The organism is Brachyspira aalborgi (genome assembly GCF_008016455.1).
Classification (GTDB): domain Bacteria; phylum Spirochaetota; class Brachyspiria; order Brachyspirales; family Brachyspiraceae; genus Brachyspira; species Brachyspira aalborgi.
In genome coordinates this window covers 1,034,332-1,058,817 of the sequence record NZ_SAXU01000001.1, presented here as the reverse complement: position 1 = coordinate 1,058,817, position 24,486 = coordinate 1,034,332, and the positions used below count along the sequence as shown (strand labels likewise).

Genomic DNA, 24,486 nt, shown 5'->3' with positions numbered 1-24,486 from the left:
TAATTATATATAAACACTTGATTTTTTTGAATTAAATTAATATAATAAAACATTAAAAAATAATATTTATAAGCGGAGATTTATATGTCTGACAATATTTCAAAATTTCAAAAGAATGCGGAATTAATTTTTACATATATCTATAATAATAGAATGATAATTACATCCATTTTCGTTTTGATTATAGTTATAATAGCGGGAATTTTAATTTATAACGCGAATATAGAAAGCAAAGATAAAACTGTTAACGCAGAGTTTGAATCCGCTTTTGCTTTGTATGGAATGCTTCAAAATAATAGAATACCTAAAGAGCAGTTGAACGACCCAACAATTATAGTGGAAATAACTACAAAATTGCAAAAAGTTTACAAAGAAGCTAAAGGAAAAACTTTAAAATTAAGAGCGGCTTATTCTTTGGGCGCGGTTTATTACGATATAGGAAATTATACGGAAGCGGTAAAATATTTTAAAGAAGTTTCGGATAATAGAAATTTTTATTTGCAAGAAAGCGCAATTTATAATTTGGCAAGCTCTCAAATCGAGTTAACCAATTATAACGAAGCGGTTAAAACTTTGGAAAATTTTATTAAAGCGTATCCGAATAGTTATTTGAATCCGCAAGCTACTTTAACTTTATCGGACATTTACAGAAAACAAAACGATAAAGTTAAATCGATAAATGTTTTGAAAAATTGGATGAATAATAATACTAATAATCAATACTTAAATATATTTTCAGAAACGATAAATCTTATAGAAAATAATATTTATTGATAAAATTTTGTAATACGAATTGAATATTTTAAGGAAATAAAATTTGAATAAAAACGCTCCTCTTATAGTTCAAGGCGATGGCACAATTCTTTTGGATGTAAGCGCAAAAGATTTTGAAGAAATCAGAAATTTTATGCTTGTTTTTGCCGAACTTATAAAAAGCCCAGAATATATACATGCTTATAGAATAACTTTAGTTTCTTTATGGAATGCGGCGAGTTTAAATTATACTTCCGAGTCTATTATAGATTTTCTAAAAAAATATACTTCTTATGAAATACCTAAAAATATAATCAAGCAAATAGAAACGAGCATAGAAAAATACGGAAGAGTAAAAATAATAAGAGAAGAAGAAAAATATTATTTAACAAGCGAAGATAAAGATATTATAGAAGAGATATTGCATTATAAAGCCGTAATGAAATATTTAAAAGAAAAAGTAAAAGATAATAAAATTGAAATTGAGCCGATTTATAGAGGACATATAAAACTTGCATTAATAAATATTGGCTATCCCGTTCAAGATTTGGCGGGTTATAAATTGGGAGAAGAATATCGTTTTAATTTGAGAGAAAAATTAGCATCAAACGGAGAAGATTTTATTTTAAGAGATTATCAGAAAAATTCGGTTGACGCTTTTTATTCAAACGGCGGACCAGAAGGCGGAGCGGGAGTTATAGCGCTTCCTTGCGGAACGGGAAAAACAATAGTCGGTTTAGAAATTATGCATAGAATACAAAATAAAACTTTAATTATAGTGACGGGCGTGACGGCTTGCAGACAATGGAGAGACGAGATTTTAGATAAAACGGATATTCCGCCAGAAGATATAGGAGAATATAACGGATTAAATAAAGATATAAAACCTATAACAATAGCGACTTATAAAATATTAACTTATAGAAAAAATAAAGAATCTCCGTTTGTTCATTTTGAAATATTTTTTAAACATAATTGGGGACTTATAATATATGACGAGGTTCATTTGCTTCCAGCTCCTATAATAAAACTTACAAGCGAAATTCAAAGCATGCGAAGATTAGGACTTACGGCGACTCTTGTCAGAGAGGACGGACTTGAAAAAGATGTATTTTGTTTAATAGGACCTAAAAAATTTGATATGCCTTGGCGAGAACTTGAAGAGAAAAAATTTATTGCAGAAGCCTATTGTTATGATATAAGAATTCCATTAGACGAAAGCCATAGAGATGATTATATTATTTCAAGCGATAGAGGAAAATTTAGAATTGCAAGCGAAAATGTCTTAAAATACGATATAGTAAAAAAAATAATTGAAAAAGTTGAAGGAAAAAATATATTAATTATTGGACAATATATTTCGCAGCTTGAAGAAATGCAAAAGAGAATGGGCTTTTCTATAATCACGGGAAAAACTCCGCAAAGAGAAAGAGATATTATTTATAAAAAATTTAAATCGGGCGAAATAAATACGCTTATAGTTAGCAAAGTCGCCAATTTGGCGGTTGATTTGCCTGACGCTAATGTTTTAATTCAGATTTCTGGAACTTTCGGCTCAAGGCAGGAAGAAGCTCAAAGATTAGGAAGAGTTTTGCGTCCTAAAAAAGGCGAAAATAGAAGTTATTTCTTTTCAATTATTACAAGCGATACGAAAGAAGAAGATTTTTCACATAAAAGACAATTATTTTTAACGGAACAAGGCTATCATTATGAATTATTGGATATAAATTCTTTTGAAGAGTTAAAATTTAATAATTAATAAATATTTTCTATGTTGACAAAATTTAATAATTAATGTATTATTTTATAATGATATTATCGTTATTATTATTTATGGTTGACAACCTTCAACCTTCAACCTTCAACCTTCAACCTTCAACCTTCAACCTACCTATAATTTATAGGCGGGATTTTTATTTAACAGATACTTCATAAAACCATAACTTGTGAAAATATATTAATTTTACGAGGTGGTTTTATGTATGATAATAATATAAAAACAGATTGGAATAACTATTATAAAGAACGAAAAAAGAATAATTCAAAAATAATATTAGCTATAACAAGAAATACTAGAAAAATAACGGATAATATAATTATTAATATGCTTAAAAAGACTAAATTAAATATTAATTCTATTATAGAACTTGGAGGAGCTGATAGTTGTTTTTATGAAACTTTAAGAAAAGAATTTAATAATTGCGATTATACCGTAATTGATAATAGCAAAGTTGGTATAGATATATTTAATGAAAAATATAAAGATGATAAAACTAAAGCTATATATCAAGATATTTTATTAGAAAATATAATTGATTTGAAATCTGATTTAGTATTTAGCGCTGGTTTAATAGAACATTTTAATATTGACGATACTTCTAAAATGATACAGAAACATTTTCATTTTTGTAATGATAATGGATTAGTTTTAATAACTTTTCCAACGCCTACCATTTTATATAGAATATTAAGAAAAATTTCCGAAATAATAGGGATTTGGGAATTTCCAGATGAGCGTCCATTAAAAAAGCAAGAAGTATTATCAGAGTGTAAAAAATATGGAAATGTATTAGAAGTAAAATTAAATTGGTTAATCGGACTAACTCAATATATAATTTTATTTAAAAAATTTTGATTAAGTATATTTAATTAATTAACCTATCGAAGTTCCATTATCGCAATCTTCATTGACGCTTAATAAAGCGACTTCGCCGTTTTCTTTTACCGCTCCCAATACTAAACACTCTGAGAAAAAATTCGCTATTTGTTTTTTAGGAAAGTTTACGATTGCGACTATTCTTTTTCCAATCAAATTTTCTTTTTTGTATAGTTTCGTAATTTGAGCGGAAGAGCATTTTATTCCGATATCGCCAAAATCTATTTTTAATTTATAAGCGGGTTTTTTAGCTTTAGGAAAATCTTCAACTTCTATTATAGTTCCCGTTCTTATATCTAAAGCCAAAAAATTATCAAAAGAACATTCGTTTTTAATGTTATTCATTTTTTATCCTATTTTAAAATTATTTATTAAAAAAAATTATATAATATTTTATTAGAATTTAAAAATAATTCTTTACTTTTTAGCTATATAGACTTATCATATATAAAATTAATAAAAAAAGGCGGATTAATGAAAAATAAAAAAATCATTATAATAGGAGCGGGGCTTTTGCAAGTTCCTGCAATACAAATAGCTCAAGATATGGGATTATATGCAATAGTTTTTGATTATAATAAAGACGCGCATGGAATGAAAATAGCCGATTTGCCAATGGTTGTGTCTACTAGAGATGTTGACGGAAGCGTTAGAGCTGCAAGAGATTTAAGCAAACAAATGGAAATAAACGGAGTTATAACTGTTGGAACGGACGCTTCTACTACTGTAGCCGCAGTTGCAAACGCGCTTGGACTTCCAGGAAATAGATTTGAAGATGCTTACGCCGCCTCAAATAAAATAAGAATGCGAGAGAGATTTAAAAAAAATAATGTTCCTCAACCGAATTTTTTCCCCGTTTGGAATTACGAAGAGACAATGGAAGCATTCAAACATTTAAATAAACCTGTAGTTTTAAAACCCGCCGACAATATGGGAGCGCGCGGAGTAATGAAAGTTGAAAACGAATGCGATATATTAGCAGCATTTAACAGAGCAAAAAGTTCTTCTCCTTCGGGCGAGGTTATAATTGAAGAATATATGGACGGTCCCGAGCTTTCGATTGATATGCTTATTTACGAAAATGAAATTTATGTTACGGGAGTCGCCGATAGAATAATAGAATATCCTCCATTTTTTATTGAAACGGGACATATTATGCCTTCCGCATTAGATAAAGATAAAATAGAAGACGCTATTAAAGTTATGAAAGACGGAATTAAAGCGCTTAATCTAAAAATCGGAGCGGCAAAAGGAGATATTAAAGTGACGAAAAATGGCGCTATGGTTGGAGAAATTGCAGCAAGATTGTCGGGCGGATTTATGAGCGCATATACTTATCCTTTATCTACGGGAGTTAATCTAATTAAAAACGCTATTGAAATATCTTTAGGAAATCCTCCGAGCGATTTAAAACCAAAATGGAATAAAGTCTCTGTGGAAAAAGCTTTTTTGCCAGGAACGGGAATAATAGAATCTATAGAAGGAATAGAAAACGCTAAAAATATAAAAGGAATTAAAGAAGTATTTATAAAAACTAAAGTCGGAGATATACTTGTTCCGCCGACAAATAATTTAGATAAAGCGGGAAATGTTATAGCCGTAGGAAATACTAGAGACGAAGCTATAGCTGTGGCAAATAAAGCGATTGATTTAGTTCATTTCAAACTCACGGATGAAAAAAACTTAAACTTGGAAGAGATAAAAAGATTAGCTCAAGAAAAATTAGCTTCAAAACTTAATTTATCTTATTTATTTAGATATAATACTGACGAAGAAATGGGACTTTCAAATTACGCTTTCTGCCCGAGTATAATTCATGAAGAAAAACCTATAAAATTAGAAACTACAATTTTTAATACTCATGTCTCTCAACCGATAATAATCGATACGATTCATAATCTTAAAGAAGCTATTGACGGAATAATGGATATAAGAGAATATTATCAAATAACTATGGATGCGGCTTCTAACTGCGAAATTCTTGCAATCCTTAACGATTTTAATAACGAAGAATTATTTGAACTTTCAATTAAAATTATTAAAGAGCATAAAAGAGGAATAATTATGCTAAACGGCAATAATTCGCAGGAAGTTTTATTAAATAGAGTTAGAGAAGCTCAAAAAAACGGAGCTTGCGCGGTTGGAATAGATTTGTCTTATTGTTATGATATTAATTCTATAGATAAAAATAAAATTTATATAAAAAGCGAAAAAGAATTAAATAATTTAAGAAAAAGTTTGGATATTCCTTTGATTATAAAAGGATTATCTAACGAAGAAGATATATTTAATAAGAATTTTAATAATCTATATTTTTCAAATAATAACAAGTATTTATTAAAAGGAATAAAAAAAGTTTCCGATACTATAAACAAGATTGCATTAAATTTGCAAAGTAGCAGACATAAAATGCAAATTAATATGCTTGCAGAATCGCCAAAATTTGGAAGCGACATATTTAAATATTTTATGCTTGGGGCGAATGCAATTTGTATAACCGAAGAGAGTTTTATTGCAACGATAAGTAAAGGAAGAAAAGGGTTGGAATATATGATATATTCTAATAAAGAAGAACTTGAAAAAATGATGAAAGTTTTCGGCAAAACGGAATTAAAATACGATAGCGACATTATTTATAAGAATTAGGCAAGAATTATGGAGTCAAAGAAAATTAATTTATCGAAATCGTATCTATACGGATTTTTTGCTTCTATGATATCAGCGTTAATATATAGCGCCGTTATTATACCGATTTATATATTATTGATATCTCCGAATCCTCAAAATTTCTTTGTTTATTTATTATATACTCTCGATATTTGGGTTTGGATTTGGATTGCAGTTTCTATTTTATATTCTTTTATAATCGTATTGATGTTTAATATTAATAAAGATTTTATAAATACGATATGCAATTTTTTATTTTTTATCGTAACTTCTTCTATACTTTTACTTTCTTTAAGTTATGTTCCAGCTATACAGAATATTTTATATAGAAGAGAATATACTTTTTATTTTGCAATATTATGTTTTGGATTATTTTTTATATCTATACAATTAACTTATAGCTTAAAAAAAGTTATATTATTTATGTATAAATCAATATTATATAATTTAGGTTATGATGACGAAGAGGAAGAATATAGCGAAATAAATACTAATGTAATCGAATCTGAAATATTTTTTAATACTCTTAAAAATATAATATCTTTTGCTCAAAGACATGAATATGCGATTGGGCTTATAGCTTTTAAAATATCTAATCATAAAAAAATTGTAGATAAATGCGGAGAGATTGGCTATAAAAATATTGAAGAAGAATTAATAAAATTTATAAAACAAACCGCTCGAACGGGAGAAAATCAATGTTTGGCTGAAAATAATATTATATACACTTATATATACGCCGAAGAAGAGGACGCATGGAAAACTATAAGAAGATATTTTAAAGGATTAAAGAATTATAATTTTGAATATAACGGAGAGAATATCGATGTTGAAATAACTATTGCGGTAAGCGGTTATGATTTTTCAATTAATAAAATGAATAAAATTTCGGCTTTTGTCGTTAAAGATAATTTAATTACAAAACTTCAAGAAGCTTTGATAGAAGCGGAGGAAACGGAAAATCCTATAGTATTTTATCAAAAAGGAATATAATTGTGGAATTTTCAATAATATTTATAATAATTTTTATAGTCATATTAGGGTTGGCTACCAACTATATAATTAGAAGCGGAACATACGGCAATAAATTAAAGAGAATAAATCAATTATATAGCGAAAACAATTATGATTTGGCTATGCGCGAGATAAACGAGTTGGACCCGAAATATAAAAGGGACCCTTATATATTATGGTTAAGCGCGAATTTATATTATAGACAACAACAATTTATATTGGCTATGGCCGCTTTGCAAAATATAATAGACGCGGGAAGTTTTACTAAAGAAGTAAATCAATTAAATGTTCGAGAGTTTTTAGCGAAGATTTACGAAGAGACGGGAAATTATAAAAAAGCTATAGACGAATACGATGAAATTATAAGATTAAAGGACCAGGATTTTGATTCTTTATATAAAGCGGGAACTATTTCTTATGAGGCGGAAGAGTGGAGTTTGGCTCAAAAATATTTTACTTTAGCGGTTGCAAGAAACGACAGCAATCCTCAATTACTTTATATGCTTGCTAATTGTTATTATCAAATGCGTTCTTATCATGCGGCTCAACAGAATATTCAGCGCGCTTTAGATTTAGACCCAAATAATATTCAATATCATTTGCTTATGGGAGAGGTTTTATCGGCATCGAGAGATTTTCAAAATGCGGTTGTAGAATTAGAAATTGCCTACGGAAGCGATGCTTTAGATAATAAAGATTCTATCTCTTTACAGCTTGCAAACTCTTATTATGAACTTGGAAATTATGAGAAAGCAAAAGGTTTTTACGAAAAAGTTTTAAATAAAGAAGATATACCAAACGAGAAAGTCGTTGATGAAAGATACAGATATGCAGAAACTCTTGTAAAATATAAACAATTTGAAAATGCGGTAAAACAATGGGAAATAATTAAATCTACAAGAAATATATATTTGGATATAGACCATAAATTAAAAACTTACAGCTCAATTATCGCAAATAACGCTTTAAGAACGGCTTTAGAAATGGATGTTGTAGATTATTTGGAAAAACATTTTTATAGAGTATTGACTCTAAACGGCTATATTGTCACCGACCATAGCAAGAAATCCGACACATTAGTTTTCTTTGTTACAATAAAAAAATTCGGTTCTGAAGGACAATCATATAAAAGCACTTTCGCTTTAGATACTTCGGGTTATCCTATGAGACAAGACATTGTCGACCAATTTGTTGATTATGCGAGAGTTTACAAAAGCGCTCACTCTTTCTTAATAAGTATAGGCGGTTTTGCCCCTAATTTGAAAACTGACGATACTATAATGACAATAGAACCTGAAAGATTTGAGGCTATCATTGAAGGCGTAATATCATTTAGCGATTAAATTTTATTTATAATTTATATTGACTTTATATTTCTTTATATTATAATCATTCTTATGAAGCAGGAAATAACGCCTATATTAGAAAATTATTTAGAAAGCATCTACAATCTTGAAGTAGAAAAGAATTTTAAAGAAGCTATAAGAATAACCGATATAGCAGATGTCGTAAGTCGTTCTAAAGCTAGCGTTAATACGGCTATAAAAAGTCTTTCAAAATTAGGATATATAAAGCATGAACATTACGGCGATATAGAACTTACAGAATCAGGAAGAGCGATAGGAAAAGATATAGCCGAAAGACATGCGATATTTTATTATTTTCTTACTAATATTTTAGGAGTTGAAGAAAAGAGAGCGGACGAAGAAGCCTGTTTAATAGAGCATACAATGAGCAGAGATACCGTCCATAAGTTTAAAGAATTCTTATGCGCATATTGTAAAAAAGAAAATATTTTTAATAATAAAAAAAAGTAATATTTTTATTTTTGATTACTAAATTATTTCAGTAAATTATTAGCGTCTTTTCTTTCTTAATAATCGGATTATATCGCTATATCTTTCTTCTTTAGCTATTGATAAAGCCGTTTTACCATCTCTATCTTTTACTTTTATATCCGCCCCGCTTTTAATAAGAAGTTGAGCTATTTTATCGTATCCGTTTCTTGCTGCAAACATTAACGCAGTCCAACCGTTCTTATCTTTGGCGTTAATATCGGCTCCGCTTTCTATTAAATATTTAACCATTTTATAATCGCCGTAATATGAAGGAAGCATTAAAGGAGTGCAATCATTTTCGCCTTTAGCATTAACATCCGCTCCGCTTTCTATAAGCAATTTAGATATTTCGGGATTTTTTCCATTTAACGCAACTATTAAAACCGTGTTTCCGTTTTTATCTCTTGCATTAATATCAGCTCCGCTTTCTATAAGAGATTTTACTATATCGTAATTATTTTTATAAGAAGCCAATATTAAAGCGTTTCCTCCCAACTTATTTTTTAATTCTATATTAGCTCCATTTTCTATAAGAAGTTCCACTATTTCGTTATATCCAAAAGCCGAAGAAAATATTAAAGCCGTGTTATTATATTCGTCTTTTGTATTTACATTTAGATTTTTATTTTCGAGCAAATATTTAATTTCTTCTATATCCCCATTTTCAGCCGCATTTAAAAATTTTTCTTCTTCTCTGCTTATTGAGAATGCGTTTATACTAATTGATAAAAATAATAAAATTAAAGTTAATGTTTTCATTTTTTGTCTTCCTTTTTTGAATTTAATTTTTTAGTTTTTTAATATTATGTTAATTATTATCGTAATTAATTTAAAATGTATTAAGATAAAATATTATAATAAAACCTAAATTTAATTATATATAATTGTAAATTATTTAATTTTATAAGTTTGTATATATTTTCATTTTTTTAATAAAATATTTTTTTCTTTAAACTCATATTAAAGAGCGGGTTATTTTATTTAATATATGATATATAATAAAATACAAAGGGCAATATATGAATTTCAAATTATTTTGTATTATTTTCGAAATTAGTATTATGTTAATAATAAATTTTTTAGCGAAAAAAAAATAAATATTATGTTTACTTATTATGAAATAATCAAAAAATGGATTATATAGTATGCTATATATATTTTTTCAAGCTAAAATATGTATTAAATGTAATATAAACAGAGTATTTGCTACAAAAAAGCTAATTTTTTTTATTTTTTCAAAAAAAGCACTTGACAAAATTTATTCTATAAGTTAGAATATTCTAACAATAATTTTTAATAGACAAAATTAATTACGGAGATTATTATGAAGCATTGGTTTTTTAGACTTATGGAACTTGCGGGAAAATTTAAAATATTGCTTTTATTGTCTTGTTTATTTTCTATAATAAGCTCGATACTCGTTATGTTTCCTTTTGTTTTTATTTATATGATTATAAAAGAATTATTATATTCAAATAATTATGAAATTATAACTTATTATGCAAAAATAAGTTTAATATTTTCGTTATCGAGTTTAGCCGCATATTTGATAGCTTTATTATTATCTCATATAAGCGCGTTTTCTACGATACACTCGACAAAATTAAAACTTATGAAACATATAATTTCGTTGCCTTTGGGTTTTCACATAAAAAACCCGAGCGGAAAAATTAGAAAATTGGTTGAAGTTAGCTCGGAAGAAATAGAAAATTTTATCGCTCATAATATTCCAGATATAGCATACGCTTTCGTAAGTCCTATAGCTTTAATAATTTTATTTATATATTTCGATTATAGAATGGCTATAGCTTGTTTGATTCCGATTGTTATAGCCTTCATAATGCAAAGTATTCTTATGGGAAATAAAGGGGCTGGTAAATTTGTCGAGTTTTATCAAAAATATTTGGGCGAAATGAATAACGCAGCCGTAGAATATGTTAGAGGGATTTCTGTTATAAAAGTATTCGGGCAAACGACTTTTTCATTTAAAACTTTTTACGATTCTATAATAAGCTACGGAGATTATGCTAAAAAATACGCTATGTCTTGGAGAGTTCCAATGTCTTCTTTTATAGCTATAGTAAATTCTTCTTTCTTTTTTCTTATTTTATTTGGATTAATATTTATAACTAAAACGAACGATTATAGAGCCTTTGTTTTAAGTTTTATATTTTATACTATTGCAAGCGCTTTGGTTTCTTTAACTTTAATGAAACTTATGTATGTTAATTCGCATTCCGTTATGTTAAAAATGGCTGTGGACGATATATATAAAGTATTGGAAGAAAAACCGTTAGACAATATCACTAAAGAAATCAAACTTAACAAATTTGGCATTAGTTTTAAAAATGTAACTTTTCAATACGATAATACAAATATTCCCGCTATAGAAAATATAAGTTTTGACGCTTTGCCAAACACAATAACGGCGTTGGTAGGGGCTTCTGGTTCGGGAAAAAGCACTATAGCGAATTTGATTCCAAGATTCTACGATATAAATAAAGGAGCTATAGAAATAGGCGGAGTCGATATAAAAGATATAAATTATTCTCAATTAATGAAAACGGTTAGTTTCGTTTTTCAAGATTCAAAATTATTAAAAGCGACTATATTTGAAAATGTTAAATATGGAAGCCCAAACGCTTCAAAAGAGGAAGTTATTAAAGCGATGGAATTGGCTCAATGCGAAGATATAATAAATAAATTCCCCGATGGAATAAATACAAAAATAGGAACTAAAGGAGTTTATTTATCGGGAGGAGAAGTTCAGAGAATATCTATAGCGAGAGCGATACTTAAAAACGCTCCGATAATAGTTTTTGACGAAGCGACATCTTTTGCCGACCCAGAAAACGAATATCAAATACATTTGGCGCTTAATAAATTAATCAAAAATAAAACCGTTATAATGATAGCTCATAGATTATCTACTATAAAGGACGCCGATTTAATATTGGTTTTGGATAACGGAAAAATAATAGAAAGAGGAAATCATAACGAGCTTATAGAATTAAACGGAAAATATAAAATAATGTATGATAATTATAAAAAGGCTTTAAATTGGAGCGTAAAAAATAAAAAATAATAATTGCTTTATAGAATTAAAGGAGAAAATCTTATGCTTAAAAATATGTTTATGTTGTCGGATAGAGGAGTAAAAGATATGAGAAAGGCTATATTTTGGTCCGTAATATCCGACATAACTTTGATGGCTTCCGTTAGCGTATTGTTTATGGTTCTAAAAATTTTTATAGAGCCGATTATAGAATCTAAGGAATATACGGGCGAAAACGCGATAGCTTATATTTTAATAGCTTTATTGATAGCTTTTTGTATATATATAGCTTTTTATATTCAATACAAATATTTATATATTTCCGTATATTCCGAAAGTTCCGAAAAAAGAGTGAATATGGCTGAAACGATTAGAAAATTGCCTTTATCGTTTTTTCAAAAAAAAGATTTGGTAGAATTTACAAACACATTAATGAAAGATATAACGATAGTGGAAAATTTATTGTCGCATGCCGTTCCTCAATTTATAGGTTCGGCTATAACTATTGTATTAATATCGATATTGCTTTTAATTTTTGATTTTAAAATGGGTTTGAGCGTGGCGATAGTTTTTCCTATAGCTATATTAATAGTTTTCGCAAGCAGAAGAATAATGGAAAAATACGGGAACATAGCTTTGGATATTAAAAATCAGTCTTCTGACGCTATTCAAGAAGCTTTGGATTGCGTTAAAATAATAAAGTCCTACAATATAGAAAAAGATTATTTGAAAACTCTTAAAGAAAAATTAAGAGAATCGTTTTACGCTTTTCTAAAAACCGAAGTTGTGACGGGAACTTTTGTAATGTCGGGGAACGCGATATTGAAATTCGGAATGTCTTTAACTATATTTTTCGGAGCTTATTTATTTATAAGAAACGAAATAACGATTTATAAATATATAGCTTTTTTGTTAATCGCTTCGAGAATATATTCGCCAATAGAAATTATGCTAAATAGAATAGCGGAAATATTTATGCTTAAACTTATATATAAAAGAATGCGAGCGATAGAAAATGTAGAAATACAAAAAGGAAGAGAAAATATCGAATTAAATAATTTTAATATATCTTTCAATAATGTTTGTTTTTCTTATAAAGACGACAATAATCAAGTTATAAAAAATATTTCTTTTGAAGCGAAACAAAACGAAGTGACGGCGATAGTCGGAAAAAGCGGAAGCGGAAAATCGACTTTGGCTAAACTTGCCGCAAGATTTTGGGATTTTCAAGAAGGAGATATAACGATAGGCGGAGTCGATATAAAAACTATAGAGCCAGAAACTTTATTAAAAAATATATCCGTAGTTTTTCAGGATGTAATTTTATTTAACGATACGATTTATAATAATATAAAAATTGGAAAACGAAACGCGACTAAAGAAGAAATTTATAAAGCCGCAAAATTGTCTCAATGCGATAAATTTATAAATAACTTAAAATACGGTTATGAGACGATGCTTGGAGAGAATGGCGAAACTTTATCGGGCGGCGAAAGGCAGAGAATTTCAATAGCGAGAGCTTTACTCAAAAACGCTCCGATAATATTGTTGGACGAAATAACTTCTTATTTGGATAGCGAAAACGAAAGTTTGGTTCAAGAGGCGATTTCAAATCTTATTAAAAATAAAACCGTTATTGTTATAGCGCATAGATTAAAAACTATAAGAGACGCCGATAAAATAATAGTTTTGGATAACGGAAAAATTTTAGAAGAAGGAAAACATGAGAAGCTTATGCAAAATAATTCTTTATATTCAAAACTCGTTTCTATGCAAGAAGAGAGTTTAAGTTGGAAAATTTAATTTTTAAGCGAATATTAATATTTAAGGAGAATATATGAATTTCAAAAAAGTAAAAATAGAAATATTTATTCCCGCAGAATATACGAATAAATTAAGAGAAGAGTTAAATAATATCGGGGCTTTGGGAGTTGGTAATTACGATAATGTTATCTCTATTACGAAAATAAAAGGTTATTGGCGTCCTCTTGTTGGCGCTAATCCTTTTGACGGAAAAATTAATGAAATATCCGAAGCAAACGAAGATAAAATAGAATTTTCAACCGACATAAAAAATATAGAAAATATTATTAAAGTTATTAAAGAAACTCATCCTTATGAAGAGCCTGTTATAAATATTATTCCTTTATTAAATGACAAATTTGATATCAATTTGAATTATTAATTTAATCTTCTTTTGTCTAATAATCCCATTAAATCTCTAACTTCGTATAAAGTTTTTTGAGCGACTTTTAAAGCGGATTTTTTTCCTTCGTTTAAAACATCGTAAACAAAATCTTTATCGTTTGAAAAATTTTCTATTTTTTCTCTTATCTGCGCTAATTCCGTATTTATATTTTTTGCTAGAGATTTTTTACATTGAACGCAACCGATATTTGCGCTTTGGCAATCTTTACAAATTTCTTTTTGTTCTTCTTCGCTTGAAAATATTTTATGATAACTGTAAACATTGCAAATTTCTGGGTTTCCTTTATCGGTTTTTAATTTTCTGTTTGGGTCGGTGACGGCTTTTTGCAAAATTAATTTTTCAGTTTCTTCGGCGCTTAATCTTAAAGGAATATGATTATTTAAAGACTTACTCATTTTATTAATTCCGTCAAGTCCTAATATTCTTAAAACTTTTCCATGATAAGTTTCTGGCTCTTTAAAATATTCTCCGTATCTATTGTTAAACTTTCTCACTATCATTCTTGTAAGTTCGACATGCTGTTCTTGGTCTTCTCCAACGGGAACTATATCGGGATGATAAAGCAAAATATCGGCAGCCATTAAAGAAGGATATGTTAAAAGAGCGGCGTTTATATTTTCTGCGTTCTTTCTTGATTTATCTTTATATTGAGTCATTCTTTCAAGTTCGGCTACGGGAATAATAGAATTAAATATCCAAGCTAATTCTGTGTGAGGTTCTACATCCGATTGAACAAATATAGAACATTTTTCTAAATTGAGTCCGCATGCCAAATATTCTATCGCCGTGTCTATTATTCTTTTTTGCATTTCTTTCGCGTCATATTCTATCGTTATAGCATGATAATCTGCAATAAAAAAGAATCCGTAATATTCGTTTAATATATTTTCCCAATTTTTCAAAGCGCCCAAATAATTTCCTATATGAAGCGCTCCCGTAGGTTGTATTCCGCTTAACATTATTTTTTTTGACATTTTATAACCTCGTTTAATTAAATAAAATTTTATTCGGTTTTTATATTTGCTACCAAAGAACCGTTTTTATTTTTCAAATCATGAACATTTATATAAATTATTCTTTTATCTTCGGTTTCTATCATTATTTTTTTACTCAAAGGATTTAAATCTTTTATCATTGCATGGACGCTATTAAATATTAATTTTGTTCCAACTTTAGGCAAATCTTTTTTCAAACAACAATAAGCGTCATATTCATGCGCCAAACAACACATTAATCTTCCGCATTGTCCCGATATTTTCATCGTGTTTAAGAGAATACTCTGTTCTTTAGCCATTTTTATTGTTATCGTTTCAAATTTGCTCCTCTTTACTCTGCAACATAATTCTCTTCCGCAAATTCCGCATCCACCGATTGCTCTCGCTTCATCTCTAACTCCTATCTGTCTTAATTCGATTCTTATTTTGAAATGAGAAGCCAAATCTTTTACTAACTCTCTAAAATCTACTCTCTCTTCTGCGATAAATTCAAATAATAATTTTGCCCTGTCTAAAAAATAATAAGAACTTATAAGTTTTAAATCCAAGTTATGATTAATTACTTTTTCTTTGCATATTTTTAAAGCTTCTATAGAATCTTTTTTATTTATATTAAACTGTTCTATATCGTTTTCGTCCGCTATTCTAATTATATTAAATATTTTATTTTTATTTCTATGATTTTTATGATGGGTTTCTTTATCAACCATATTTTTAATTTCTTCGGATACATCTTCGCCTTCTATATTATTATCTTCGTTGTCTTCAACTTTATGAGTTTCTTCGTCAATTTTATTTAATAAATCCAAATCCACATCTTCAAAATTAATTACATTTCCCAATTCTATTCCATCGTCAGTTTCTATAACGCAATTATCTTTTACTTTTACATCTTTTATATGCAAATGTTCAAATTTTCCAATATTAGAATCTCTAAATTTTATATGAGCTATATTTTTTATCATTAAACTTCTCCATTACTTAAATATACTTGAAATAATTTAAAGATATTATATTTTATTTATAAGTTAATATTATTGCAAGTGATATTTTAAAAGATAATTTATTGTAACGCTTAATATAGTAAATGAAATTTTATATAATAACCGTAATTATTTCAGTTATCGAAATAATTATAAATTAAGTATAGCTATATATTTTTTAACGCGTCAGTAAATAATTCAATAATTTTTTATAAATTCTATTTTAAAAACAATTGATTTTTATATAAAAAAATATTAAAATATAATAATCTTAAATAGGTGTTTATTATGTTAACTAAAATTATAATAATTTTGTTTGCTATTTATTCTTCCGTTTTTGCCCAAAGAAGAGAAACTATTTTAACTTACGATAAATATATGGAAAGAATAGAATCTTTAATTCCCGAAATGAAATTAACCGCTTCTACCGAAAGCAATGCATATAATGATTTGATTAGAGCTAAAAGCAGCGGAGATGTAAAATTTGATTTGCAGGCTGGAGCTATCGGAACGCAAAACTATTTCGAGCAATATGTTATTTTTCCTCAGTCGACTTTTCGTTATAACGGTTTTAGAATCGGAGCGGGATTTAGCGGACTTATTCCATATTCAGGCACGAGATGGGCGGTAAAGATTCAGCATGACGGTTATTTTGGAGATTTCGATAGCGGTAATATATCATTTCCTTTTACTGCTGGTCAAAAAATGGTTTTGCCAAGTTTAAGAACAAATAATTTTAAATATTATTCTCCAAGTATAAAAATTGAAATTGCGCAGCCTATATTGAGAGATTTTTTCGGCAAATTAGACAGATATCCGATAAAAGACGCGGAATATCAATTAACAATAGCGAAATTAAAAAGAATGATTGACGATAATTCAGTTTTAAATTCTTATAGAAAACTTTATTATCAATGGATAATGACGAGAAAATTAGTTTCATTTTATAACGATATGATTAAAGGAGCGAAAGATTTTGAAAATCGAGCAAAAAGAGGATATACAAACGGAGTAATAGATAACGATTCTTATCAAAACGCTATAAGACAAACTTTAAAATATATTGAAGCGAGAGACGAAGCAGAAATTGTATTAAAAAAAGTTTTAAGAAATATAAGATTTTTTATACCCGAAACGAATACTATTCCAAGCGAAAGAGATTGGAATAATACTCTTAAAAATTCTATGAACGCTAAAATAGAAACCGTTCCTTTTTTAGAAAGTATTCAAGGACAAATGGCTCATCAATTAAAATTAAGAGCGGAATATGGAATGACGATTATAAAAAATAATTCTATGCCCGATTTGTCTATTGTCGGCAATCTTTCTCTTTCGGCTTTAGACGATAACGGATTTTTTAATTCTTTTGCAAGTATGACTAATTTAAATTATTTTGTCGGACTTATGTTTTCTTATCCAATAGGCGGACGAGATGCAAAGGCAAAAATGATGGACGCTTACGCTTCTTTAAATGCAGTTTCTGCAGATTATGAAAGAGTTAATAGAGATTACGAAATTCAAATTGGAATATATTACGATGAATTTCAATCTTATAAAAAAATGCTTGAGATTAAAAAACGAGAGATAAACGCTATAGTTTCAAAAATCAATACTCAAAACGAAAAATTTAAACAAGGTAGAATTTCGATTGACGAAATTATTAACTCTAAACTTGAACTTGCAAAAGCGAGAGCGGAAACTCTTAATTTGGAATATTCTATAATAAGAACTGTTATGGATTATAATTCTTTAGTTATGATGGAATGATTATGATTTAATTTTTAATATTTTTTAATTTAAATAAATAATAATGAGGAATAAAAAATGAATAAAATAATTGAAATATTCGCTAAAAATAGATTATTGGTTAATGTTATTATAATAATTACTTTAGCGTTAGGAGTTTACGCTTTTATTAATATAAAAAAAGAGGCTTTCCCTTCAACCGATTTCGATGTTATTGTAGTTCAAATTATTTATCCTGGCGCTTCGCCCGAAGATGTAGAGCAAAATGCGATGATTCCTATAGAAGACGAACTTCAAACGATAGCGGGAATTGATGAATTTTATTCTCTTATAGTTGAAAATGCGGGAATACTTACTATAAGAATTGATATGGAACTTAAAGATACTCGCCCCGTTAAAGACGAAATATTTAGAAAGATTCAAAATGCGCCAAATGTTTCAAGAGATATTCAAGAAATAAAAATTATAGAAGCTAACGCCGATAAAATGCCTATTTATAATTTGGGAATTCATTTCAAAGAAGGAATTGAAGGAGACGAAAAAGAACTTTACGATATATCAAAAAAACTTGAAAGAGAATTAAAATATGTTGATGGAGTTGCAAATATTGAAGTTTATGGCAGAAGTGAGCCAGAAATTCAAATAATTGCAAATCCTTATAAATTAAGAGAATATTATATTTCATTAACCGAAATAATTCAGGCTTTATCTTTAAGAAATATTCGTTCTACAAGCGGAAGCATTAAGCCTACAGAATACGATAATATAGACAAGAAAAATAAACTTTTAGTGACAACGGGACAATTTGAAAATCCTTTATCGATTACAAATCTTATAATTCGCTCTATTTTTAACGGAAAGCCCGTTAGACTTTCGGATGTCGCCGAAGTTAAAGAATTTTTCGCCAAAAAAAATGTGTTTATGAGAGTAAATAAAACGGACGGATATTCTATTAATATAATCAAAAAAGAAGATGCCGATATAATAAAAACTATAAATAATGTAAATAAATTTTTAGAAGAAAATAAAAATATTATACCAGAAAATATAGAAATTTCCGTAATGGGAAATAATTCAAGAACAATAAACGACCTTTTAAATGCCGTAACTTCAAATATTGCAGGCGGATTTGTAATAATATTTTTAATACTTATAATATTTTTAGATTTCAAAAGCGCAATTTTTACTTCGCTTGGAATGATAATAGTTATATCGGTTTCTATGATATACATGAAATATTCAAATATAACTTTTAATACAATATCTTTAGCGGGAATAATAACCGTTTTAGGAATGATAGTCGATAATTCTATAGTCGTCTCTGAAAATATTTTTAATTATCATCAAAAAGGATTTAAAGGTTTGGATGCGACAAAAAGCGCCGTTGGAGAAGTTTTTATGCCGATGTTAGTTTCAACTTTAACGACTGTAGCCGCATTTACTCCTATGATTTTTGTTTCGGGAACTATGGGAAGATTAATTAATCAATATCCTAAAGTTGTTATAGTCGCTTTAATTACGAGCATTTTTCAAGCGATTCTTTTGCTTCCGAATAATTTAATAACGAAAGACAATTTGAAAACTTTAACGGGAATGGACGCTATAATTTATAAAGTGCATAAAAAGAAAAATCCTTTGGACTTCGATAAAGATAAATTATTTAATATATTAAAAATTCCTTTTAAAAAATTATTAACTTTTACGCTTAAAATAAGATATTTAATAATTATACTTTTTATAGCGATTTTAATATTTTCAATTATGATTTCAAAATCTATATTTTCAAAATTTACTTTGGTTTACGATACAAGCGCCGATGTAATAGTTATAAATATAAATACGGGAATCGGAAGCTCAATTTATAAAACTAAAGAATATTTATCTAAAATTGAAAATATAATTTACGAAACGATTGACAATAAAGATTTAATAGCGGTTTATAGTTTAGCGGGAAAACAACTTGATAAAAATAGCGTTGAAATATCGGAAGAATTAAATAATTTAGCGGGAACTATGATATATTTAGTCCCTGCAAATAATAGAGAAAAAACGGCTTTCGATATAATTGACGATTTGAATTTTGCGATAGACAAAAGCAAAATTAAAGAAGAATTGGAACTTTTAACAATTAATACAAAACTTGTAATAAATCCAGGCAAAGCGATTGATATAAAAATAATTGGAAACGACACTTTGAAGGCGCAAGAAGTAAAAAATAAAATGAAAGAAAAATTATTATCTTTAAGCGGAGTAATAAATTATGACGATGACGATAAAATAGGCGAGGAAGAATTAAGAGTTATATTTAATTACGATAAAATGGCGGAACTTGGTTTAAATGTTTCAATTGCAGCAAGAGAATTAAGAGCGGTTTATTCGGGAATAGTGGCGACTTCAATTCAGCAGTTTGATAATAGATTAGATTTTAGAGTTAAATTGAACGAAAAATATACTCATAATACAAATACTTTATATAATCTTCTTATTCCAAACACTTATGGAAGATTAATATATTTAAAAGATATAGCTACGATTCAAATTACAAATAATAAATCAAGCATTATGCATTATAACGGCAAAAAATCTATAACTATGACGGCAGATATTATTCAAGGAGAGAATACGGCTTTGCAGGTAATGTATATTATGAAAGATTATTTTAATTCGATATCGAAAGATTATCCAGGAATAAGCGTAGATTTTTCGGGCGAGGTAAAGGAAACGAGCGGTTCTATAATCGGACTTGCTTGGGGATATTTATTTGCAATAATTGCGATTTATGTCGTTCTATTGCTTCAATTCAATAAATTCGTTCAGCCTTTAATGATACTTGGAATAATACCTTTTGGAATAATCGGAGTAATTTTAGCTTTTGCTATTCATAAAATGCCAATGTCTTTTGTAGGCGGAGTTGGAATAGTCGGGCTTGCGGGCGTTGTCGTTAATAACGGAATAATAATGATTGATTTGATTAATAGAATAATTGAAAACGGAAATATAAAAGATAAAAAAGATGTGTTTAACGCCGTAGTTGAAGGAGCGAGCGAAAGATTTAGAGCGATATTTTTAACTACTATTACAACAATATTTGGACTTCTTCCAACAGTTTATGGAATAGGCGGAAGAGCGGATTTAATCGTTCCAATAGTTATGGCTTTAGCTTACGGACTTTTATTCGCTTCTCTTTTAACTTTGATACTTTTGCCTTGTTTGTTTATGGTTTCTGCAGATTTGAAGCTTGTGAAGATTAATTATAAGGATTGATTGCAAACTTTATAATTTGTTTTATTAAATATTTTTTCTTGTATAATTTTTATCAACAGAAACCTTAAATTTTTGTTTTTAAAATTAACTTTTTAAATGTGTATTACCACACATCACTCTGTTCGGATTGCAATGAAAATTTATTTCTTCATCATTATGAGGCTCTGCCGAAGCAATTAACTATAAATATATTACTTCATTAATGATAAATTTTTACTTCAATGACGATTTTATTTCAATCAAAATGTCTAATTAAAATATTTCTATTGTCGATATATTAACATAACGGAATTATATTTAAATTGTATAAACAAGGGGTTGCAACCCCTTGTTTTCTAAATTGTATAATTGCCGATTACCATATTTAAAGGCGTATATTTAATTTTATGCAGAGTAAAAAATTCAAAATAAAAGAGGAAAAAGCGACTATACTCGATATAAAATCCGCGATTTCGATAGCTTTATTCAACGGAGAGCTTAATAATAAAGGTATAGAATTGGATACGGATGTTAGAAGAGCTATTACTTATAATAAAATTATATTTGAAGATTTATCAAAAAGATTATTTTCATATTATAATAGCAGAGAGGATAAAAAAAATAAATTAAAAGAAATTTCGCTTGTAAGAGCGCTTAAAAAAAATCCTAATTTATTAAATAAAGAAAGAATATATTATATAGAAAATCCAAATTTGAATACTTTTGAATTTTTAGACGATGTTTTGGATAAAGAAAAAAAAGTTAGAGGCTATAGCGAGTATATTTTATTTTCTCTGTTTAATAATTATTTTGACTATATAAAAAATTAATAGTTTTAAATATATTCGCTTAAACTAATAAACTAAATTTTTAAAATATTTAAATAGGATATATTATGAAAAAAATTATTATAGTTTTTATTGTATTTTTTAATTTTTTATTTTCTCAAAATTCCGATTTAAAAAATTTAAATACAAATTCTATAAATTTAGACAGAGAATTTTTAAACGCCGAAAAATTATTTTTTCAAAAAAAATATAATCTATCTCGAGAGGCATTTCTTTTATATTTGAAAAAAAGACCTTTATCTACAAACGATATGCTTTATTATTATATTGGCGCTTGCTATTTTCAAGATAAGCAATATCAAAACGCTATCGAATATTATAAACTTGCTTTTGATATAAACGATTCTTATTCTTATTGCAATAATATAGCAAACTCTTATTATCAATTAAAAAATTATAACGAGGCTTTGATTTGGTATAATCGTTCTGCGGAAAGATTATATTCTCTTTATTTGTCAAATATAAACGAAGAGATTTTAGACGGATTTACTATTTGGCAAAATGTTGTTACAAATACCGTATTTATAGGAGATTTTAATTTAAGCGAAGATTTGATTGAAAATTATAATTCTTCAAATAATATAAATAATGATAATTTGGAAGAAATTACAGAAGAAATTAACGAAGAAAATTCTGAAGAGAATTTAAACGAAGATTTGAGCGAAAATTTAATTCAAACAAAAGATAAAAAAAATATTTATAATTCTTTTACAAAATTACCTTTATTTACAAATATTATTATAACGAATACTTTTACAAACGAATATTTTTTTACGAATAAAACCGTAATATTTGAAGATAACACAAACTTTAATTTGGAAATTATAGGCAACCTTACGAATATTATAACGACTACCGATTTGATTATTGACGGCACTAATATTGTTTTTACAAACGCTATTGCATTTTTTGATTCTTATAATACTTCCGCTTTATATTATAGCGCTTATCTTAATATGGGACATACTTTTTTAGCTTTGGGAGATTTAACAAACGCCGCAATATCTTATGAAATATTTTTAAAAAATGTCGGAGATGATTATTATCAAAAAGATTCTTTGGATAAAGTTATATCTTTAATAAGGACAAACGATAATTCAATAAAATTTATTCCTTTTACGAATAATTATAGAATAAGCGAAAATAATGACGGAAGCTCAACGACTGAAAATATTTCACCGAATTTTGATTATATAAGAGAGACTATTTTTGAAAACGATATAAGAATAGTTTACGAAAAAGGAAAATTTGAAAAAATAAAAATGTATTCAAACGATTATACGATTTCGGATACTTTATATCCTTACGGTAAAAGAGAGATTGAAATTATTTTTGAAAACGGCGATAAAAAAACAGAAAGTTATTTTGCCGATAATTCAAAATCTATAAATTATAAAACCGCTAAAGGAGATATTTACGAATATATTTTATATCCCGATGGCTCTTTTATAAATAGAAAAACTGAAAACGATAATATTATAACGGAGATAAAGAAAACTGACGGCTCTTTAATCGTTAAAACTGAAAATATTGAAGATGGAAGTTATAAGATAGTTGCAAATTATATTGACGGAAGCATAGGCACTACGACTGTAGATAAAGACGGAATAAGTAATTTGAAAATAGTTTATCCAGACGGAAGAGTCGAAGAGAGAAATTCAAAAAGTTCTGGAGAGGGAAATTTATCTTATAATGTTAAAGCCGATGACGGAAGCGTAATAACAAAAACTTATAACGATGACGGCTCTTTTACTGTAATAACGAAAAAAGTTGACGGAACAATAATAACCGACACTATAGCCGAAGAGACTATAAGCGAAATAAAAATGCCAAACGGAACTTTAATAAAAAGGATAATTTGGAGAGACGGCTCAAAAGAAACTACGACTTTAAATAAAGATTCAAGCTCTATAATCGAAGCGGTTGCGGCGGATTCTAGCAGCGTGACGACTACGGTTAAAGCTGACGGCTCTACTATAACGGTGACAAAAGATATTTTAGGAAATACAGAAACGATTAATATTTATGCGGATGGAGGGACTTCAACCGCTCAAAATTATGTAGACGGAAGAACTATTATAAACGAAAAGAGAGCCGATGGCACAACTATAGATATTGAAAATGACGGAAAAAATAAAATATTAAAAGCGGTTGATTTTGAAGGCTATACTCTTGAAATGAAACAATATAGAAACGAAGACGCCGAAATAACTTTATTTAATTCTTTAGGAGATAGAGTAGATTTAGAAACCGCTAAAATCGTTATAAGAAGAATGGATTTAAGCATAAGAGCGGAAGATATAAAAAATCTTATTTCCGATAAGGATTTAAAAAATACAAAAGAGGATTCTGAAAATCCGATTAATGAAATTTCTGAAAATGATAATTCTTTTGATAATGAAGATAGTTTAGAAGATTATACAGAAGAAGATTCGGATACGGTTGATAATAATTCTATTTCAGAGTAGTTTTTATAAAA

Annotated in this window: 18 protein-coding genes; 14 read left to right on the top strand and 4 right to left on the bottom strand. The window is 27.9% G+C overall.

Annotated features, from left to right (window positions below; translation table 11 throughout):
• Positions 1 to 84 precede the first annotated feature (84 nt).
• The 3 genes from EPJ79_RS04695 (at position 85) to EPJ79_RS04685 (ending at position 3,388) form a co-directional block, all read left to right on the top strand.
• On the top strand, positions 85 to 774 hold the full coding sequence (locus EPJ79_RS04695) for a tetratricopeptide repeat protein (protein ID WP_147738626.1): 690 nt from the start codon (positions 85 to 87) through the stop codon (positions 772 to 774).
• Positions 775 to 817: 43 nt separating this feature from the next.
• Positions 818 to 2,512: a DNA repair helicase XPB gene (locus EPJ79_RS04690; protein WP_147738625.1), complete on the top strand. Its 1,695-nt coding sequence runs from the start codon at positions 818 to 820 to the stop codon at positions 2,510 to 2,512.
• A gap of 219 nt (positions 2,513 to 2,731) precedes the next feature.
• Positions 2,732 to 3,388: a class I SAM-dependent methyltransferase gene (locus EPJ79_RS04685; RefSeq protein WP_147738624.1), complete on the top strand. Its 657-nt coding sequence runs from the start codon at positions 2,732 to 2,734 to the stop codon at positions 3,386 to 3,388.
• Between the two features lie 18 nt (positions 3,389 to 3,406).
• Here the strand turns inward: EPJ79_RS04685 and EPJ79_RS04680 are convergent, their stop codons facing one another.
• On the bottom strand, positions 3,407 to 3,754 hold the full coding sequence (locus tag EPJ79_RS04680) for a tRNA-binding protein (RefSeq protein ID WP_147738623.1): 348 nt from the start codon (positions 3,752 to 3,754) through the stop codon (positions 3,407 to 3,409).
• Positions 3,755 to 3,883: 129 nt separating this feature from the next.
• On the opposite strand from EPJ79_RS04680, the gene EPJ79_RS04675 reads away from it, so the two are divergent.
• Genes EPJ79_RS04675 through EPJ79_RS04660 form a run of 4 tightly spaced genes read left to right on the top strand, consistent with a single transcriptional unit; the run spans position 3,884 to position 8,907 of the window.
• A complete protein-coding gene (locus tag EPJ79_RS04675) occupies positions 3,884 to 6,055 on the top strand; it encodes an ATP-grasp domain-containing protein (protein WP_147738622.1) in 2,172 nt (723 codons plus the stop codon).
• Between the two features lie 9 nt (positions 6,056 to 6,064).
• Positions 6,065 to 7,069 (top strand): hypothetical protein, encoded by a 1,005-nt coding sequence (locus EPJ79_RS04670; RefSeq protein WP_147532032.1) that lies wholly within the window; start codon positions 6,065 to 6,067, stop codon positions 7,067 to 7,069.
• 2 nt (positions 7,070 to 7,071) lie between these two features.
• Positions 7,072 to 8,433: a tetratricopeptide repeat protein gene (locus EPJ79_RS04665; protein ID WP_021958768.1), complete on the top strand. Its 1,362-nt coding sequence runs from the start codon at positions 7,072 to 7,074 to the stop codon at positions 8,431 to 8,433.
• A gap of 54 nt (positions 8,434 to 8,487) precedes the next feature.
• The gene (locus EPJ79_RS04660) at positions 8,488 to 8,907 is read left to right on the top strand and encodes a metal-dependent transcriptional regulator (protein WP_147560595.1); all 420 of its coding nucleotides are present in this window, start codon (positions 8,488 to 8,490) and stop codon (positions 8,905 to 8,907) included.
• Positions 8,908 to 8,946: 39 nt separating this feature from the next.
• On the opposite strand, the gene EPJ79_RS04655 is transcribed toward EPJ79_RS04660, so the two are convergent.
• Positions 8,947 to 9,687 carry an ankyrin repeat domain-containing protein gene (locus EPJ79_RS04655; protein WP_147738621.1) on the bottom strand — a complete coding sequence of 247 codons (741 nt, stop codon included), beginning with the start codon at positions 9,685 to 9,687 and terminating at the stop codon, positions 8,947 to 8,949.
• Positions 9,688 to 10,252: 565 nt separating this feature from the next.
• Between EPJ79_RS04655 and EPJ79_RS04650 the strand changes: the two genes are divergently transcribed.
• From EPJ79_RS04650 to EPJ79_RS04640, 3 genes are read left to right on the top strand one after another with little or no spacing between them, the layout of a single operon-like run.
• Positions 10,253 to 12,013, top strand: coding sequence for an ABC transporter ATP-binding protein (locus tag EPJ79_RS04650; RefSeq protein WP_021959311.1), 1,761 nt, complete (start codon positions 10,253 to 10,255; stop codon positions 12,011 to 12,013).
• Between the two features lie 33 nt (positions 12,014 to 12,046).
• Complete coding sequence (locus tag EPJ79_RS04645) at positions 12,047 to 13,786, top strand: ABC transporter ATP-binding protein (protein ID WP_021959312.1); 1,740 nt, start codon at positions 12,047 to 12,049, stop codon at positions 13,784 to 13,786.
• A 34-nt stretch (positions 13,787 to 13,820) separates the two neighbouring features.
• Positions 13,821 to 14,168 (top strand): YqfO family protein, encoded by a 348-nt coding sequence (locus EPJ79_RS04640; RefSeq protein ID WP_147738620.1) that lies wholly within the window; start codon positions 13,821 to 13,823, stop codon positions 14,166 to 14,168.
• Here the strand turns inward: EPJ79_RS04640 and trpS are convergent.
• On the bottom strand, positions 14,165 to 15,166 hold the full coding sequence (gene trpS, locus EPJ79_RS04635; protein ID WP_147738619.1) for a tryptophan--tRNA ligase: 1,002 nt from the start codon (positions 15,164 to 15,166) through the stop codon (positions 14,165 to 14,167). The genes EPJ79_RS04640 and trpS overlap by 4 nt on opposite strands.
• Positions 15,167 to 15,195: 29 nt before the next feature.
• Positions 15,196 to 16,152 (bottom strand): PSP1 domain-containing protein, encoded by a 957-nt coding sequence (locus EPJ79_RS04630; RefSeq protein WP_147738618.1) that lies wholly within the window; start codon positions 16,150 to 16,152, stop codon positions 15,196 to 15,198.
• A gap of 306 nt (positions 16,153 to 16,458) precedes the next feature.
• Between EPJ79_RS04630 and EPJ79_RS04625 the strand changes: the two genes are divergently transcribed.
• The 4 genes from EPJ79_RS04625 (at position 16,459) to EPJ79_RS04610 (ending at position 24,475) form a co-directional block, all read left to right on the top strand.
• On the top strand, positions 16,459 to 17,937 hold the full coding sequence (locus EPJ79_RS04625; RefSeq protein ID WP_147738617.1) for a TolC family protein: 1,479 nt from the start codon (positions 16,459 to 16,461) through the stop codon (positions 17,935 to 17,937).
• A 57-nt stretch (positions 17,938 to 17,994) separates the two neighbouring features.
• Positions 17,995 to 21,180 (top strand): efflux RND transporter permease subunit, encoded by a 3,186-nt coding sequence (locus EPJ79_RS04620; protein ID WP_147738616.1) that lies wholly within the window; start codon positions 17,995 to 17,997, stop codon positions 21,178 to 21,180.
• Positions 21,181 to 21,566: 386 nt separating this feature from the next.
• Positions 21,567 to 21,989 (top strand): hypothetical protein, encoded by a 423-nt coding sequence (locus EPJ79_RS04615; RefSeq protein ID WP_147738615.1) that lies wholly within the window; start codon positions 21,567 to 21,569, stop codon positions 21,987 to 21,989.
• A gap of 65 nt (positions 21,990 to 22,054) precedes the next feature.
• A complete protein-coding gene (locus tag EPJ79_RS04610; protein WP_147738614.1) occupies positions 22,055 to 24,475 on the top strand; it encodes a tetratricopeptide repeat protein in 2,421 nt (806 codons plus the stop codon).
• The last annotated feature ends 11 nt before the right edge of the window (positions 24,476 to 24,486 follow it).

Coding starts and splice junctions, on each gene's coding strand:
- EPJ79_RS04695 (WP_147738626.1), top strand. CDS start 85: ATGTCTGACAATATTTCAAAATTTCAAAAGAATGCGGAATTAATTTTT.
- EPJ79_RS04685 (WP_147738624.1), top strand. CDS start 2,732: ATGTATGATAATAATATAAAAACAGATTGGAATAACTATTATAAAGAA.
- EPJ79_RS04680 (WP_147738623.1), bottom strand. CDS start 3,754: ATGAATAACATTAAAAACGAATGTTCTTTTGATAATTTTTTGGCTTTA.
- EPJ79_RS04675 (WP_147738622.1), top strand. CDS start 3,884: ATGAAAAATAAAAAAATCATTATAATAGGAGCGGGGCTTTTGCAAGTT.
- EPJ79_RS04670 (WP_147532032.1), top strand. CDS start 6,065: ATGGAGTCAAAGAAAATTAATTTATCGAAATCGTATCTATACGGATTT.
- EPJ79_RS04660 (WP_147560595.1), top strand. CDS start 8,488: ATGAAGCAGGAAATAACGCCTATATTAGAAAATTATTTAGAAAGCATC.
- EPJ79_RS04655 (WP_147738621.1), bottom strand. CDS start 9,687: ATGAAAACATTAACTTTAATTTTATTATTTTTATCAATTAGTATAAAC.
- EPJ79_RS04650 (WP_021959311.1), top strand. CDS start 10,253: ATGAAGCATTGGTTTTTTAGACTTATGGAACTTGCGGGAAAATTTAAA.
- EPJ79_RS04645 (WP_021959312.1), top strand. CDS start 12,047: ATGCTTAAAAATATGTTTATGTTGTCGGATAGAGGAGTAAAAGATATG.
- EPJ79_RS04640 (WP_147738620.1), top strand. CDS start 13,821: ATGAATTTCAAAAAAGTAAAAATAGAAATATTTATTCCCGCAGAATAT.
- trpS (WP_147738619.1), bottom strand. CDS start 15,166: ATGTCAAAAAAAATAATGTTAAGCGGAATACAACCTACGGGAGCGCTT.
- EPJ79_RS04630 (WP_147738618.1), bottom strand. CDS start 16,152: ATGATAAAAAATATAGCTCATATAAAATTTAGAGATTCTAATATTGGA.
- EPJ79_RS04625 (WP_147738617.1), top strand. CDS start 16,459: ATGTTAACTAAAATTATAATAATTTTGTTTGCTATTTATTCTTCCGTT.
- EPJ79_RS04620 (WP_147738616.1), top strand. CDS start 17,995: ATGAATAAAATAATTGAAATATTCGCTAAAAATAGATTATTGGTTAAT.
- EPJ79_RS04615 (WP_147738615.1), top strand. CDS start 21,567: ATGCAGAGTAAAAAATTCAAAATAAAAGAGGAAAAAGCGACTATACTC.
- EPJ79_RS04610 (WP_147738614.1), top strand. CDS start 22,055: ATGAAAAAAATTATTATAGTTTTTATTGTATTTTTTAATTTTTTATTT.